16 protein-coding genes are annotated in these 15,069 nt (G+C 66.8%); 9 read left to right on the top strand and 7 right to left on the bottom strand.

Annotation, left to right across the window (positions count from 1 at the left end):
- Positions 1–11 precede the first annotated feature (11 nt).
- The 3 genes from AB7F10_RS06180 (at position 12) to AB7F10_RS06170 (ending at position 1,395) form a co-directional block, all read left to right on the top strand.
- Entirely contained in the window at positions 12–455 is a 444-nt protein-coding gene (locus AB7F10_RS06180; protein ID WP_428559607.1) for an NUDIX hydrolase, read from the top strand.
- 71 nt (positions 456–526) lie between these two features.
- A complete protein-coding gene (locus AB7F10_RS06175; RefSeq protein ID WP_428560031.1) occupies positions 527–976 on the top strand; it encodes a TIGR02301 family protein in 450 nt (149 codons plus the stop codon).
- 179 nt (positions 977–1,155) lie between these two features.
- Complete coding sequence (locus tag AB7F10_RS06170; RefSeq protein ID WP_428559610.1) at positions 1,156–1,395, top strand: hypothetical protein; 240 nt, start codon at positions 1,156–1,158, stop codon at positions 1,393–1,395.
- Positions 1,396–1,413: 18 nt separating this feature from the next.
- On the opposite strand, the gene AB7F10_RS06165 is transcribed toward AB7F10_RS06170, so the two are convergent.
- Positions 1,414–2,157: a response regulator gene (locus AB7F10_RS06165; RefSeq protein WP_428559612.1), complete on the bottom strand. Its 744-nt coding sequence runs from the start codon at positions 2,155–2,157 to the stop codon at positions 1,414–1,416.
- A 283-nt stretch (positions 2,158–2,440) separates the two neighbouring features.
- On the opposite strand from AB7F10_RS06165, the gene AB7F10_RS06160 reads away from it, so the two are divergent.
- From AB7F10_RS06160 to AB7F10_RS06140, 5 genes are all read left to right on the top strand, one after another.
- Positions 2,441–3,328, top strand: coding sequence for a YgfZ/GcvT domain-containing protein (locus AB7F10_RS06160; RefSeq protein WP_428559614.1), 888 nt, complete (start codon positions 2,441–2,443; stop codon positions 3,326–3,328).
- A gap of 10 nt (positions 3,329–3,338) precedes the next feature.
- Positions 3,339–3,965, top strand: coding sequence for a DNA-3-methyladenine glycosylase I (locus AB7F10_RS06155; protein ID WP_428559616.1), 627 nt, complete (start codon positions 3,339–3,341; stop codon positions 3,963–3,965).
- A gap of 70 nt (positions 3,966–4,035) precedes the next feature.
- Positions 4,036–4,602, top strand: coding sequence for a YfbR-like 5'-deoxynucleotidase (locus AB7F10_RS06150; protein WP_428560033.1), 567 nt, complete (start codon positions 4,036–4,038; stop codon positions 4,600–4,602).
- Positions 4,603–4,659: 57 nt separating this feature from the next.
- Entirely contained in the window at positions 4,660–5,166 is a 507-nt protein-coding gene (locus AB7F10_RS06145; RefSeq protein WP_428559618.1) for a tyrosine phosphatase family protein, read from the top strand.
- A 100-nt stretch (positions 5,167–5,266) separates the two neighbouring features.
- A complete protein-coding gene (locus tag AB7F10_RS06140) occupies positions 5,267–5,743 on the top strand; it encodes a PaaI family thioesterase (RefSeq protein ID WP_428559620.1) in 477 nt (158 codons plus the stop codon).
- A gap of 73 nt (positions 5,744–5,816) precedes the next feature.
- On the opposite strand, the gene AB7F10_RS06135 is transcribed toward AB7F10_RS06140, so the two are convergent.
- From AB7F10_RS06135 to AB7F10_RS06120, 4 genes are all read right to left on the bottom strand, one after another.
- The gene (locus AB7F10_RS06135) at positions 5,817–6,347 is read right to left on the bottom strand and encodes a hypothetical protein (protein ID WP_428587133.1); all 531 of its coding nucleotides are present in this window, start codon (positions 6,345–6,347) and stop codon (positions 5,817–5,819) included.
- An 84-nt stretch (positions 6,348–6,431) separates the two neighbouring features.
- Positions 6,432–7,418: an MDR family oxidoreductase gene (locus AB7F10_RS06130; RefSeq protein ID WP_428559625.1), complete on the bottom strand. Its 987-nt coding sequence runs from the start codon at positions 7,416–7,418 to the stop codon at positions 6,432–6,434.
- Between the two features lie 90 nt (positions 7,419–7,508).
- A complete protein-coding gene (locus tag AB7F10_RS06125) occupies positions 7,509–8,762 on the bottom strand; it encodes an MFS transporter (protein WP_428559628.1) in 1,254 nt (417 codons plus the stop codon).
- Between the two features lie 159 nt (positions 8,763–8,921).
- Positions 8,922–10,271: a cell wall hydrolase gene (locus AB7F10_RS06120; RefSeq protein ID WP_428559631.1), complete on the bottom strand. Its 1,350-nt coding sequence runs from the start codon at positions 10,269–10,271 to the stop codon at positions 8,922–8,924.
- 246 nt (positions 10,272–10,517) lie between these two features.
- Between AB7F10_RS06120 and AB7F10_RS06115 the strand changes: the two genes are divergently transcribed.
- Positions 10,518–11,867 carry a PAS-domain containing protein gene (locus AB7F10_RS06115; RefSeq protein WP_428559634.1) on the top strand — a complete coding sequence of 450 codons (1,350 nt, stop codon included), beginning with the start codon at positions 10,518–10,520 and terminating at the stop codon, positions 11,865–11,867.
- A 139-nt stretch (positions 11,868–12,006) separates the two neighbouring features.
- Here the strand turns inward: AB7F10_RS06115 and ppdK are convergent, their stop codons facing one another.
- Both ppdK and AB7F10_RS06105 read right to left on the bottom strand, forming a co-directional pair.
- Positions 12,007–14,826: a pyruvate, phosphate dikinase gene (ppdK, locus tag AB7F10_RS06110; RefSeq protein WP_428559636.1), complete on the bottom strand. Its 2,820-nt coding sequence runs from the start codon at positions 14,824–14,826 to the stop codon at positions 12,007–12,009.
- 97 nt (positions 14,827–14,923) lie between these two features.
- A complete protein-coding gene (locus tag AB7F10_RS06105) occupies positions 14,924–15,067 on the bottom strand; it encodes a DUF3096 domain-containing protein (RefSeq protein ID WP_428559638.1) in 144 nt (47 codons plus the stop codon).
- Positions 15,068–15,069: the final 2 nt, after the last annotated feature.

The following is a 15,069-nucleotide window of genomic DNA, read 5'->3' as shown; positions in this document are numbered from 1 at the left end:
CGGCGCGCTCCTTGTCCGATCCGCGCAGCTATCCCGACCGCCCCTTCCTCGCCGTCAGCGCCGCGATCTTCCGCGACGGCAAGGTGCTGATCGTGCAACGCGCGCGCTCGCCTGGCCGCGGCATCTACACGCTGCCCGGCGGCGGCGTCGAACTCGGCGAGACGCTCGAGCAGGCCGCCGTCCGCGAGGTGCTGGAGGAAACCGGACTGACCATCGCGCCGGTCGCGCTGGCCGGCCACCGCGACGTCGTCATTCGCGATCCCGGCGGGCGGGTCGCCCGGCATTTCGTGGTGATATGTTTTGCGGCGCGCTGGGTCGCCGGCGAACCGGCTCCGAACGACGAACTGTCCGAAGCCCGCTGGCGCGACCCAGCCGAGATCGCCGGCCTCAAAACCACCGAAGGCCTCGCCGAAATCGTCGCCGCCGCCGTGAATTTGCTCGCGTCCCATTCATGATGAACCGCGAAACCGGGGATGACGGCACGCCTTGCGGATCACCCCGACGCGGCGCATATGTCCTGACAACCATGATCCCGCCAACCAACTCACGCAGGCCGTTAGCGGCGCTCGTTCTCGCCATTGTGCTGGCCATCACCGGGCTTGCCGGCACAGCCGCAGCACAAACCCGCAAGACGCCTCCGGAACCCGAAACCGGACGCGCCACCGAAGGCGCGACCGCGCCGTTCGACGGCGACCTGCAGCGGCTCGCGGAAATCATGGGCGCGCTGCACTATCTTCGCGCGCTGTGCGGCGCCAACGAGGGCGCGAAATGGCGGAACGAGATGCAGGAGCTGATCGACGCCGAAGCGCCGTCCGGCGAGCGCCGCGAGAAGATCGTCGCCAGCTTCAATCGTGGTTACCGCGGCTTCCAGCAGACCTATCGCACCTGCACCCCGGCCGCCGATATTGCCGTGCGGCGGTATCTCGAAGAGGGCGCGAGAATTTCGCGCGACATCACCGCGCGCTACGCGAATTAGGTTTACGTCTCCCTTCCGAGGTTAACCTTTCCACAAGCTGCGCCTGTCGCTTCGGGAATCGCGTGATAACGTCCGCGTCACTGGGGACAGCAATCAACAAGCGCTGCAAACAATCGCGTCAAGCAAACAGGCAATAGCCGGATCGGCAATACATGACTTCTATGGGGCGGCAGGGACACATGGTCGATGCAGCGAACGACCGCGAGCAGAAGCGGGTCGCGCTCGGCTATCTTCAGGAAGCCTGGGCCGAAGCCCGGCTCGACGGAGTCGACGGCGATTGCCTGGCGCAGGCATGCCTGTTCGCCGCGCTCGCGGAATTCGTCACCACCTATGGCGAAGATGCGGCGGCGGAATTCACCAACGGGCTGTCGCGCCGCATCCGCAACGGCGAATTCTCGCTCGATCAGTCCCGCCAGTAATCGGGAACCGCGCGCCGCTCAGCGCGCCTCGCCGGACTCGAAATAGCGGTCCAGCACCTGGTCGATGTCGGCGGGATAAAACGGCTTCTTGAGAAATCCCGTCGCGCCCTCCGCGATCGCCGCTTTGGCGACGCTGTCGTCGACCGTTGTCGTCATCATCACCACGCCGATCCTCATTTCCATCTTGACGATCGCACGCAGGATGTCGAGGCCGTTGAGGCCCGGCATATGGTAGTCGAGAATGACGACATCGAAGGCGCCGTTCTTCAGTTCGGTGATCGCCTCGTGGCCGTTGGTCGCCTCGCCGATGTCGAATGTGTAACGGCTCGCCGACAACACCTTTTTGACGATGCTGCGCATGGTGCCGGAGTCGTCGACGATCAGCACCCGCGCCGGAATGCAGCAGCGAATGAGACGCTCGACGACGGCACGCGCCGCATTGAGATCGCCCGGCGCCGGAACGACGAGATCGGCGCCGTCCATCGCGGCGGCGCCGTCCGCGGCCGCGATGACGATCAGCGGCGCCGGCTCGCATTGACGCGCGGCGGCGATCACCACCTCGCGGCGCGCGTCGATCATCGCGCCGTCGAGGATCATCATGTCGATGTCGCCCTTGGCGAGTTCGTCGCCGGCGGCCGTGCAGGCCGCGCCGACGAACTCGACCGGCACCGAGGCGAGCCGCGCGCTTTCGCGCCACAGCGCGAAGAACGGCTCATGGCCCGACACCACCAGGAATTTGAGGGAGATGAGATCCGCGGTCATACGTCAGCGATCAACGGTCCTCGAGAAAGCGCGCAAGCATTACTCTTCGCAGTCCCGGATAATCATCGCTTATAAAGAGAAGGCAATTGCCGATGCGGTCTGTTGGCCGACAGTATTGGGGATAAGCACCCAACCGGTTCATTGCGCCGGCATCCGCGGCCTGCCCGCTCTTGAATGCAGGCGCTCCTACTATAATACCGGCAGCCTCGGACCACCGGTTCCGGCCGCGGGGCGCTACCGTTTCACTTCAGGTTCTGGCAAGACACCGCTCACGGGAATCGACATGCAGGCAGCCTTTCTTTCCGACCGCGGCGTCGTCCGGATCACCGGCGAGGACAGCCGGAACTTCCTCGACAACATCATTACCGCCGATATCGAGGCGCTCAGGCCCGGCGCCGCGCGCTTTGCGGCGCTGCTGACGCCGCAGGGCAAGATCATCGTCGACTTTTTCATCACCGAGGCGGCGGCCGACGACGGCGGCGGGTTCTATCTCGACTGCCCACGGGCGTTCGCCGACCCGCTCGCCGCGAAGCTGAAATTCTACAAGCTGCGCGCCAAGGTCGCGATCGAGGACCTGTCCGACCGGCTCGGCGTGCTGGCGGTGTGGCCTGGCGCGGCAAGCGAATTCGGCCTGAGCTACCCCGACCCCCGGCTGCCGGCGCTCGGCGCGCGCGTGATGCTGCCGCCGGACGTCGCCGCCGAAGCGGCGGCCGATCTCGGCGCGACGCTGACGGACGCTGCGGCCTATCACCGCCACCGCATCGCGCTCGGCGTTCCGCAGGGCGGGCAGGATTTCAACTACGAGAACACCTTCCCGCACGAAGCCAACATGGACCAGTTGCACGGCGTCGACTTCGACAAGGGCTGCTATATCGGCCAGGAGGTCGTCTCGCGGGTCCAGCATCGCGCGACCGCGCGCAGCCGCGTGGTGCCGGTGACCTATGACGGCGCCGCGCCGATGGACGGCCTGCCGGTGATGGCCGGCGAGAAGGACATCGGCATGTTCGGATCATCCGCCGACGGCCGCGGACTGGCGCTGCTGCGGCTCGACCGCGTGGCCGACGCGATCGCCGACGCGACGCCACTCACCGCCGGCGGCGTGCCGATTGCGCTCGCACCGGCGAAGCCGGACTGGGCGACATTCGCCTGGCCGGGCGAAGCCAAGGCGTGACGGTGAAACCATGAAGCGCCCGCGCAGCGCGATCCTCCATCAGGACGGCCTGCATCGCTGCCCGTGGCCCGGCGAAGACCCGTTCTATGTCGCCTATCATGACGACGAATGGGGCGTGCCCGAATATGACGACCGCGCGCTGTTCGAAAAGCTGATCCTCGACGGCTTCCAGGCCGGCCTGTCGTGGATCACCATCCTGCGCAAGCGCGAAAACTTCCGCCGCGCCTTCGTCGGCTTCGCGCCCGACAAGATCGCCCGCTTCACGCCGAAAAAGATCGAAGCGCTGATGCAGGACGCCGGCATCGTGCGCAATCGCGCCAAGATCGAAGGCACCGTGAACTCGGCGCGCGCCTATCTCAAGATCATGGAGGACGGCCCCGGTTTCTCGAACCTGTTGTGGGGCTTCCTCGACGGCAAGCCAACACAGAACGCCTTCCGCACGACGAAGCAGGTGCCGGCCGAGACCGATATTTCGCGGGCGATGTCGAAAGAACTTTCGGCGCGCGGCTTCAAGTTCTGCGGGCCGACGATTGTTTACGCCTTCATGCAGGCGACCGGCATGGTCAACGATCATCTGGTGACGTGCCATTGCCACGCGACCTGCGGCAAGCTCGCGCATCGCAAGAAAAAGCGGTGAGGCCGGCGTGACCGCGCGCAAGACCGCGAAACGGCCCGCGACACGAACGAAGCCGCGCGCGTGGCAGCGCATGCTGTCGGGCCGCCGGCTCGACCTGCTCGACCCTTCGCCGCTCGATGTCGAGGTCGAGGATATCGCGCATGGGCTTGCCCGCGTCGCGCGCTGGAACGGGCAGACCACCGGCGCGCATATTTTCTCGGTGGCGCAGCACTCGCTGCTGGTCGAGGCGCTGGCGCGGCAGAAATCGCCGCGGCTCGACGCCAAGGCGCGCATCGCCGTGCTGCTGCACGACGCGCCGGAATACGTGATCGGCGACATGATCTCGCCATTCAAGGCGGTGATCGGTGACAGCTACAAGGCGGTGGAGAAGCGGCTGCTCGGCGCCATTCATCTGCGCTTCGGATTGCCCGCAACGTTGCCCGACCCGCTGACGAAACTGATCAAGACCGCCGACCGCGCGGCGGCCTTTCTCGAGGCGACCCGGCTCGCCGGTTTCGAGCGCGCCGAGGCCAAGGCCTTCTTCGGACCGCCGCCGAAATTCTCCGCCGCGCTCGAACGCGATTATCTCACGCCCTGGCCGGCGGAAACCGCCGCCGAACGCTACCGCGAGCGCTTCCGCAAACTTGTGGACGCATAAGACCCCTCCGGCGGCAGTCACGAAACCGCCGCCGGCAACTGCTAGATATGAGATACAATGATCCACGTCTGCTCCCTGCCCCGCGTCCATGAAACCGTCACCGCGACCGGCGCGCGCCATCTGGTGACGCTCTTGCGCGACACCACGCGGCTGACGCGGCCGGCCTGCATCGTCGCCGACAATCACCTGATCCTCAGCCTCGACGATGTCGTCGATGCGATGGAGGGTCAGGTCGCGCCCGGCGACGAGCACGTCGCCCGGCTGGTCGACTTCGTGTCCGGCTGGGACCGCGCCGCGCCGATGGTGGTGCATTGCTTCGCCGGCATCAGCCGCTCGACCGCCAGCGCCTATGTGGCGGCCTGCGCGCTCAACCCGGCGCGCGACGAGATGCAGATCGCGCAGGCGTTGCGCCGCGCCTCGCCGACCGCGACGCCGAACGCGCGCATCGTCGCGCTCGCCGACAGGCTGCTGAAACGGAAGGGCCGCATGGTCCGCGCTGTCGAGGCGATCGGTCCCGGCTCCTTCGCAGCGGAAGGCACGCCGTTCCGCCTCGATCTCGAGTAGCATCGCAACTCCCATGACGGGGTTGCGCGGCCGGCCGCGCAAGACGACACCATTGAGGACGAAATTCGGGACGACGTTGGGGACGAAACTGGGGGCGAATGTGAGCGACAGACAATACGGCATCGTGCCGCCGGATTTTCAGCGGACTCACGACGGCGTCGACATCCTCAAGGCCATCATCGCCGGCAAGGCTCCCAACCCTCCCATTGCCAAGACGCTGAACTTCCATCTCGTCGAGGCCCGCGAAGGCTTCGTCGCCTTCGAGGGCGAACCGACCGAGGCAATCTACAATCCGGTCGGCACCGTGCATGGCGGCTTCGCGGCGACGCTGCTCGATTCCGCGCTCGCCTGCGCGATCTGGAGCACCGTGAAGGCGGGCGATGGCTCGACCACCGTCGAATTGAAGCTGAACATGGTGCGGCCGATCGTGAAGGAACTCGGCGTGCTGCGCGCTGAAGGCCGGATCATTCATCGCGGCCGCAGCCTCGCGACGGCCGAGGGCGACCTGAAGGATCGCGCCGGCAAGCTTTACGCGCACGCCACGACGACGTGCATGATCTTTCCGATGAAAGGCTGAGAACGGCGTCTTTTTAGTTTTGACGCGTTTTCTTCACGCGAACCGGAGGCCACTTCGCTCGAAAACGCTATGGTTACGGCACCGCGGTGATCGACGGTCGCAGAGCGAGCGGCGCGGCCGGCGCCTCGGCACGCGCGGCGGAGGCTTCCTCACGCGGCTTTGCCACCCGCGCGCGCGCGGCGACGTTGACCCGGCGCGAATGCATGCGCGTGAACTGACACGACGCGAAGCCGAGGCCGGAGATCGAGCCGCTGAACGAGTTGTCGTCGATGCGCTGCAGGTTGAAGCAGGGTTCGATCGGCAGGCCGCGCAGCGTGGCGCAGACCGCGCCGCCCTTCACGCGCAGCGTGCCGGCGGGAAGGAAAGCGTTGCGCACCGGACCGGCGCCCTGGAACTGCACCGTACCGACGACCGAGCCGTCGGCGTGGATGCGGCCCGCGCCCTTGGTGCCTTCGAAACAGTTGTAGGAGAACATCTTGCCGACGACGAAAGCCCGCGCCTCGTCCGCCGACATCACATCGCCGGCCAAGGCAAGACTTCCGGCCGGCGCGACCGCCGCCATAGCAGACAGTATCGCTGCCGCGATTGTTGATTTACGCGCCATCCCCGAACTCCAAACGCAACCTGACGCAACAGGCACAAGGTTAGCGGACTATGGACAAACTTCGTCGCTAAAGTCTGAACGACCTTAACCGATCTTGACCACGATCCTACCCCTGACTTCACCCGCCACAATCCGGCGGGCCGCCTCCGGCAGATCCGTGAGGCCGATTTCCGTGGTCATTGCGGCCAATTTTTGCAGGTCGAGGTCTTTTTCCAGTCTTTTCCACGCCTCCCGGCGTTTGCCGATAGGGCACATCACCGAGTCGATGCCATAAAGACACACGCCGCGCAAAATGAAGGGCGCGACCGAGCCCGGCAGGTCCATACCGCCGGCCAAACCGCACGCCGCTACCGCGCCGCCATAACGGGTCATCGACAGCATGTTGGCGAGCGTGGTGGAACCGACCGCATCGACGCCGCCGGCCCAGCGCTCCTTGGCGAGCGGCTTGCCCGGCCCGGCCAGTTCCTTGCGGTCGAGGATGTCCGTCGCGCCGAGGCCCTTGAGATAGTCCGCCTCGCCGGTGCGGCCGGTGACCGCGATCACCTGGAAGCCGAGCTTCGCCAGAATGGCGATGGCGACCGAGCCGACGCCGCCGGCAGCGCCGGTGACAACGATGGGGCCGCTCTGCGGTGTCAGGCCGTGGCGCTCGAGCGCCATCACGCAGAGCATCGCGGTGTAGCCGGCGGTGCCGATGGCCATCGCGTCGCGCGCGCCGATGCCGTCCGGCCGCCGCACCAGCCAGTCGCCGTTCACCCGCGCCTTTTCCGCGTAAGCGCCGAGATGGGTTTCGCCGAGACCCCAGCCGTTGAGGACGACCTTGTCGCCAGCCTTCCAGTCCGGGTGCGAGGAGCTTTCGACCGTGCCCGCGAAGTCGATGCCGGCGATCATCGGAAAGCGGCGCACCACCGGCGCCTTGCCGGTGAGCGCGAGGCCGTCCTTGTAATTGACGGTGGAGTAATCGATGCGGACGGTGACGTCGCCGTCCATCAGGTTCGCTTCGTCGAAGTCCTTGAGCGCGGCCTGCGTGCCGCTCTCGCTCTTATCGATCACCATCGCCTTGAATGTCGCCACGGTCCCTCTCCGGCTTTTGTCCGGAGAGTTGTCGCGCGGCAGGCGGGACGGTGCAAGGCCCCTTCTCGCAGGCCGGCGCGAACGCCGCCCTCAGTTCGCGGGGATCGGCGCCAGCCGCTCGATCGGCTTTTCCACGATCGGCAGATTGATGATCGCCGACATCACGCCGAAGAACACCGACAGCCACCACACCGGATTGTAGGAGCCGGTCGCCTCGAACACGACGCCGCCGAGCCAGACGCCGAGGAAGCCGCCGACCTGGTGGCTGAAGAAGGCGAAGCCGAACAGCATGGTCAGCCATTTGGTGCCGAACATCAAAGCAACGAGGCCGGAGGTCGGCGGCACGGTCGACAGCCACAACAGGCCCGTCACCGCGCCGAACACCAGCGTGACGAACGGCGTCGCGGGCAGCAGGATGAAGGCAACGATCGACAGCGCGCGGCCGAAATAGATGACCGACAGCACATAACGCTTGGGCATGCGGGCCGCGAGCCAGCCCGACGACATCGAGCCGATGATGTTGAACAGGCCGATGATGGCGAGCGTCCAGCCGCCGATCTCGGCCGACAGGCCGCGATCCACCAGATAGGACGGCAAGTGGACGGTGACGAAGGCGAGCTGGAAGCCGCAGGTGAAGAAGCCGAGCACCAGCAGAACGTAGCTGCGGTGGCCGAAGGCTTCCGTCAGCGCCTGACGTGCCGACTGGTCGGCGACCGGCGCAGCGGCCGCCGATACCGGCACGCGCGGCGTCATCACGATGAAAGACAGCGGCACGATGAGCATCGTCACCGCCGCGAAGATCAATAGCGCAGTGTGCCAGCCATAGCTGTCCATCAGCGCGACGCAGAGCGGCGAATAGAGAAACTGGCCGAACGAGCCGGCCGCGGTGCCGACGCCGAACGCCGTGGTGCGCCACTGCGGTGGCAGCAGCTTGCCGAAGGCGCCGATCACGATCGTGAAGGAACAGCCCGACAGGCCGAAGCCGATCAGCACGCCGGCGGTGAGGTCGAGCGCCGCCGGCGTCGAGGCATGCGCCATCATGGCAAGGCCGAGCGCATAGAGCACCGCGCCGACCGTCAGCACGCGCGCCGCGCCATAGCGGTCGGCGACCGCGCCGGCAAACGGCTGGCCGACGCCCCAGAGAAGATTCTGGATCGCCAGCGCAAGGCCGAAGACGTCACGGCCCCAGCCGTGGGTCTGCGACAACGGCGTGAGGAAAAAGCCGAGCGCCGAACGCGGGCCGAAGCTCAACAACGCGATCAGACAGCCGCCGACCAGAATGATGACCGGCGTGCGCCAGCCGAGCGTGGACTGCGGGGAAGCCGCGGACGATTGCGCCGACATGAGAGCCATCTCCAGGGATGCGCGGCGTCGAATCGGAAATGAAGTGCGGCGCAGCGTGAGGCAGGCAACATATAGAGGCCGTCGCACCGGCGACAACGAATATTCGTGATCCGAGCCATTTGCAGCCTGCATGGCTCGGCAACCAGCCGATTGAATTCCCTACATTTTTTCCGCGGCGATCCGGGTCGCGGCGGCGTCGCCCCAGGTCGGCTCGTCGGAGCCGTCACCCCAGTTGCGCGGGCGGTAGAAGGTGTGGACGCCGAGCTTGTAGACGCGGCGCATCTCGCCGACCCAGCTCGGCCGAACCCAATAGGCGTGGTAGTGCGTCGCCTTGGCGATCTCCGGCATCCACAGCTTGCCGTCCAGCGTGTCGCGGGCGATGCGCTTGGCCCGCGCCCAGGCGTCCGGTTCGGTGACGACATCGGGAATGCCGTCGCAGGCGAAGGTGAACTGGCAGGCGAGATGGCGGTGCGCGTTCTGGTAAACGACGCCGCAGACGTCGTTGGGATAGAACGGCGAGAAGACGCGGTTCATCACCACCTGCGCGACGGCGATCTGACCCTTCACCGGCTCGCCGCGCGACTCGAAGTAGACGGCATTGGCGAGGCACTTCTCGGCCTTGGCGCGCGACGCACCGGCGATCTTCAGACGCTCCGCCGGAGACATCGGCCGCTGGTTCTCGCCGGTGACGACGCCCTTGCGCGCGACCGACTCGCCCTCTTCCTTGTCGGCGGCATTCGCGCCCGGCGTCAGCGCTGCCTGCTTGATGTCCGGATCGCCCGAGGGAGCGACAACGATCGGCGCGGCGCCCGGCGCATAGGGCGCGATCGCGGCGTTCAGCGTGCCGACCGGATCGATCCCGAAATAGATGTCGTCGTCCTTGTCGCTGCCGCCCTTGCCGGCCCTCTTGTCGGTCGCGGCAAGATCGGTCGGCGGCATATCGACGTAAGGCAGATCGACATGCGACAGGTCGATCTCCGGCACCGTCGCGCTGTCCGGCGGAGACGGCGCCTCGACATCGGTGAACTTGCCGAAGCGGTCGTCGATCTTGCCGTCCTTGAGCTTGGCGAGCAGATCGCCGCCCACGGGCGCGGCCGGCGCAGGCGGGAACGGCATCGGCGGCAGCGGAAGGCGCTTGCGGCCGATCAGTGCATCGCGCTTGGCGGCGCGATTGACGTGCGGGAACTGCAACGGCGCATCGGCATCGCCGAACAGTTCGCGGCCGATCGCGCCGGTGATGCCGTTCGGATCGACGCTCGCCAGCACGTAGAGCGGCGGACGCGGCACCGTGGCGCCGAGCGGGCGCGGCATCGAGAAGGTCGCGGCGTGGATGGTGCCGAACGGCGAAGCGATGATGTGGCGCCGCCAGCTGTCGCTGACCGACTGGCGGCGCGCGATCAGCGCACCGAGATCCTGATAGCCGATGGGGTTGGGCTGCAACGTCAGCAGGACGGTGCCGGCGGCAAAGACCGAGAGCGCACGCCGGCGCCTGTTACGCGAGGTCCACATTGCTACGCCTACGCCACGCTACAAACGCTGTCCGCATCCGCACTTACGCACGGACGATGAGAATGCCGCCCTTTCCTTTATGGTCTCATTAACCTTGCGAAGCCGTTAACCCGCATGAACCACGGCGCACGGGCGGCTTGGTCCGTCCGTCACCTCGGCGCACGCGAGCAACGGTCAAGAACCGTTAACCCTATCGCAACCGCTGGCCGGGATATTGGCCACGCACCTTTCCGGCGGCTGGGAGCGATGATTTCCGACCTTCTCAACGGACTCGCATCCGAGACCTATCTCGCTGCCGGCGTCGCCGCCGCCGCGCTGACGATGTGCGCCGTGCTGGTCCGCCGCCTGCGCCGCCATGTCGAGCAGATCGAAACCTCGATCAACAATATGTCGCAGGGCCTGTGCACCTACGACGCCAATCATCGCATCGCCCTCATCAATCGGCGCTATCTCGAGATGTACGGCCTCTCCGACAAGATCGTGAAGCCGGGTGCGCTGCTGCGCGACGTGATGCAGCACCGCAAGGACACCGGCCTGCTGAAAGGCGACGTCGATACCTACTGCAAGCAGATCCTCGAGACCGTGCGCACCGGCGACACCGCGCCGAAGGTGGTCGAGGCGAGCGACGGACGCCTCGTCCACGTCATCAATGTGCCGTTGCCCGACGGCGGCTGGGTGTCCACTCACGAAGACGTCACCGAGCAGCGCAAGGCCGAGCAGGAGCGCATCGCGATCCGCGAGATGGAGGGCCGCCGCGCCGCCATCGACAAGGCCATCGCCGGCTTCCGCCCGCTCGCCGAGCGGCTGCTGTCGAGCGTCGGGGCGAATGCCGAGGCGATGCGGGCGACCGCCAGGACGCTGTTCGGGTCATCCGACCACACGAGGCAGCGCGCCGAGAGCGCCGTCGGCTCCTTCAACGAAGCCTCGATGAACGTCGAAGCGGCCGCGATCGCGGCCGAGGAACTGTCCCGCTCGATCGGCGAGATTTGCGTGCAGCTCAACAGCGCGAGTGAGACGATCCGCCTCGCCGCCGGCGAGGCGCAGAAAACCGACGGCCAGATCGGCGCGCTGGCTGACGACGCGCAGAAGATCGGCGACGTCATCAAGCTGATCCGCGACATCGCCGGACAGACCAACCTGCTCGCGCTCAACGCCACCATCGAGGCGGCGCGCGCGGGCGAAGCCGGCCGCGGCTTCGCGGTGGTCGCCTCGGAAGTGAAATCGCTCGCGGTGCAGACTGCCAAGGCGACCGAGGACATCGCGAGCTATGTCGAGGCGGTGCAGAACTCGACCACCAGCGCGGTCGCGGCGATCCGCCAGATCGCGGCGCGCATGCAGGGCATCAACGAAGCGACCACCGGCGTCGCCGCGGCGATCGACGAACAGAGCGCGGCGACCGGAGAGATTTCGCAGAGCGTCGCCAACGCGGCGCAGGGCACCGGCAATGTCGTCGCGGTGCTGAGCGACGTCAGCAACGCAGCCAACGACACCCGCAACGCCGCCGAGACGGTGCTCACCGCCTCGGAGACGGTCGAAAGCGCGGTCTCTGAGCTGCGGTCCGAGGTCGAGACCTTCCTGCGCAAGGTGGCGGTCTAGGTTTCTCGTCGTCCCCGCGAAGGCGGGGACCCATAATCACCATCGCCCGTCGTAATCTTTGAAGCGGAGGCTATGGGTCCCGGCCCTCGCCAACGCGCGCAGACGCGCGCTTATGGCTCGGCCGGGACGACTACGGGAGTTACGCCTGGCTGGCGGCGTCCTCGCCGAGCGCGGCCTGCGCGGCGGCAAGCCGCGCGATCGGCACGCGGAACGGCGAACACGACACATAATCGAGATCGGTGCGGTGACAGAACGCGACCGAGGCGGGGTCGCCGCCATGCTCGCCGCAGATGCCCACTTTAAGCTTCGGCCGCACCTTGCGGCCGCGCTCGACGCCGATCCGCACCAGTTCGCCGACGCCCTCGGGGTCGATCGACACGAAGGGATCGCCCGGCAGGATGCCGCGCGCCGTATAGGTGCCGAGGAAGCTCGCGGCGTCGTCGCGCGAGATGCCGAAGGTGGTCTGGGTCAGATCGTTGGTGCCGAACGAGAAGAACTCGGCGCTTTCGGCGATCTCGCCGGCCATCAGCGAGGCCCGCGGCAGCTCGATCATGGTGCCGACCTGATAGTTGAGCTTCGCGCCGGTTTCCTTCTTCACGGCTTTCGCGGCGTCGTCGATGCGGGCCTTGACGAGATCGAGCTCGGCCTTGGTCGCGATCAGCGGTACCATGACTTCGGGCACAACGGGCTTGCCGGTGCGCTTCGCCGCCTCGACCGCCGCCTCGAAGATGGCGCGGGCCTGCATCTCGGCGATTTCCGGGTACGCAATGGCAATGCGGCAGCCGCGGAAGCCGAGCATCGGGTTGAACTCGGCCAGTTCCTCGGCGCGATCTTTCAGGCGGCGCGGGTCGGCGCCCATCGCGGCGGCCACTTCCGCGATTTCCTTGTCGCCATGCGGCAGGAACTCGTGCAGCGGCGGATCCAGCAGGCGGATGGTGACCGGCCGGCCCGCCATGATCTCGAACAGCTCGACGAAGTCGCCGCGCTGCATCGGCAGGATTTTCGCGAGCGCGGCACGGCGCGCTTCGGAGTCGTTGGCGAGGATCATCTCGCGCACCGCCTGGATGCGCTCCTCGTCGAAGAACATGTGCTCGGTGCGGCACAAACCGATGCCTTCGGCGCCGAACCGCACGGCGGCCCGCGCGTCGGCCGGCGTATCGGCATTGGCGCGCACGCCGAGCTTGCGCACGCTGTCGGCCCAGCCGATCAGCGTGGCGAATTCGCCGGACAGCTGCGGCTCGACCATGTCGACCTTGCCGGCGAGCACCTGACCGGTCGAACCGTCGACCGTGATATAGTCGCCCTGCTTGAACTGCTGGCCGGCGACCGTCATCGTGCGGCCCGCCGTATCGACGCGGATCGATCCGGCGCCGGAGACGCAGGGTTTGCCCATGCCACGCGCGACCACCGCCGCATGCGAGGTCATGCCGCCGCGCGTCGTCAGGATGCCTTCGGCGGCATGCATGCCGTGAATGTCTTCCGGCGAGGTCTCGACGCGCACCAGAATGACCTTGCGGCCGTCGGCCTTGAGTTGCGTCGCCTCGTCGGCGGTGAAGACGATCTCGCCGGTCGCGGCGCCGGGCGAGGCCGGCAGACCGGTGGCGACGATCTTGCGTTCGGCCTTCGGGTCGATGGTCGGATGCAGCAACTGGTCGAGCGAGGCCGGATCGACGCGCAGCACCGCCTCGTTCTTCGTGATGAGCTTTTCGCTCGCAAGCTCCACCGCGATGCGCAGCGCGGCCTTCGCGGTGCGCTTGCCGGAGCGGGTCTGCAGCATCCACAGCTTGCCCTGCTCGACGGTGAATTCGAGGTCCTGCATGTCGCGGTAGTGCCGCTCCAGCAGGTTGTAGATGCGGGTGAGTTCCTTGTAGGCGGCGGGCAGCGCCTGCTCCATCGACGGCTTGTCGGAACCGGCTTCCTTGCGCGCGTCCTCGCTGATTTCCTGCGGCGTGCGGATGCCGGCGACGACATCCTCGCCCTGCGCGTTGATGAGGAATTCGCCGTAGAGCTTCTTCTCGCCGGTCGAGGGATTGCGCGTGAAGGCGACGCCGGTGGCCGATGTCTCGCCCATGTTGCCGAACACCATCGCCTGCACGTTGACGGCGGTGCCCCAGCTTTCCGGGATGCTGTGCAGCCGGCGATAGGTGATGGCGCGCTGGTTCATCCACGAACCGAACACCGCGCCGATCGCGCCCCACAACTGTTCGTGCGGGTCCTGCGGGAACGGCTTGCCGCGCTCGTCCTGCACGCGCTTCTTGTAGCGCACGACCAGCTCCGCCCAGTCGTCGGCGGTCAAGTCGGTGTCGTTGGCGTAGCCTTTCTGCTCCTTGTGGTGGTCGAGCAGTTCCTCGAAATGATCGTGGCCGACGCCGAGCACCACGTCCGAATACATCGTGATGAAGCGGCGATAGCTGTCATAGGCGAAACGGCGGTCGCCCGACTTGGCGGCGAGCGCCTCCACCGTCCGGTCGTTGAGGCCGAGGTTGAGGACGGTGTCCATCATGCCCGGCATCGACGCGCGGGCGCCGGAGCGCACCGAGACGAGCAGCGGGTTCTTCGCGTCACCGAACGCCTTGCCGGTGATCTTGCCGACGCGGGCGAGCGCGGCTTCGACCTGGGCTTTCAGCTCTTTCGGGTATTTGTTGCTGTTGGCGTAATAATAGGTGCAGACGCCGGTGGTGATGGTGAAGCCGGGCGGCACCGGCAGGCCGAGGTTCGCCATCTCGGCGAGGTTCGCGCCCTTGCCGCCGAGCAGGTCCTTCATGCCGGAGCGGCCTTCCGCCTTGCCGCCGCCGAAGGCATAGACCCACTTGCCGGCCTTGCCGGCATTCTTGCCGGAAGCCTTGGCCTGCCCCTTGCGCGGAGCGGCTTTCGCGGCGGAGCGCCGCGCCTTTTTCGGCAGAGATTTGCGGGATTTCGCCTTCTTCGACGCGGACTTAACGGACGAGCGTTTGGCCATGACGACGCGCACCTTGGGTTTCGGTGGCGTCAAAAAACACGGGCGGGCCTGCCGGTGCAAGCCCACCGCCCCCTCCCGGCGGGATAACTTTCGGACGTCAGCGGATGATGCCGAGCCCGAGGATGCCGACCAGGATCAGGTAGATCGCCACGATGTAATTGAGCAGCCGGGGCATGACCAAAATAAGGACCCCGGCGACAATCGCGATAATCGGCGACAGATTGGCAACGCTGACGACCATGG

Origin of the sequence: Pseudolabrys sp., from assembly GCF_050250095.1 — a bacterium.
GTDB lineage: Bacteria > Pseudomonadota > Alphaproteobacteria > Rhizobiales > Xanthobacteraceae > Pseudolabrys.
Note: the sequence above shows the minus strand (reverse complement) of the source record. Positions and strands in the feature narration are given on the sequence as shown.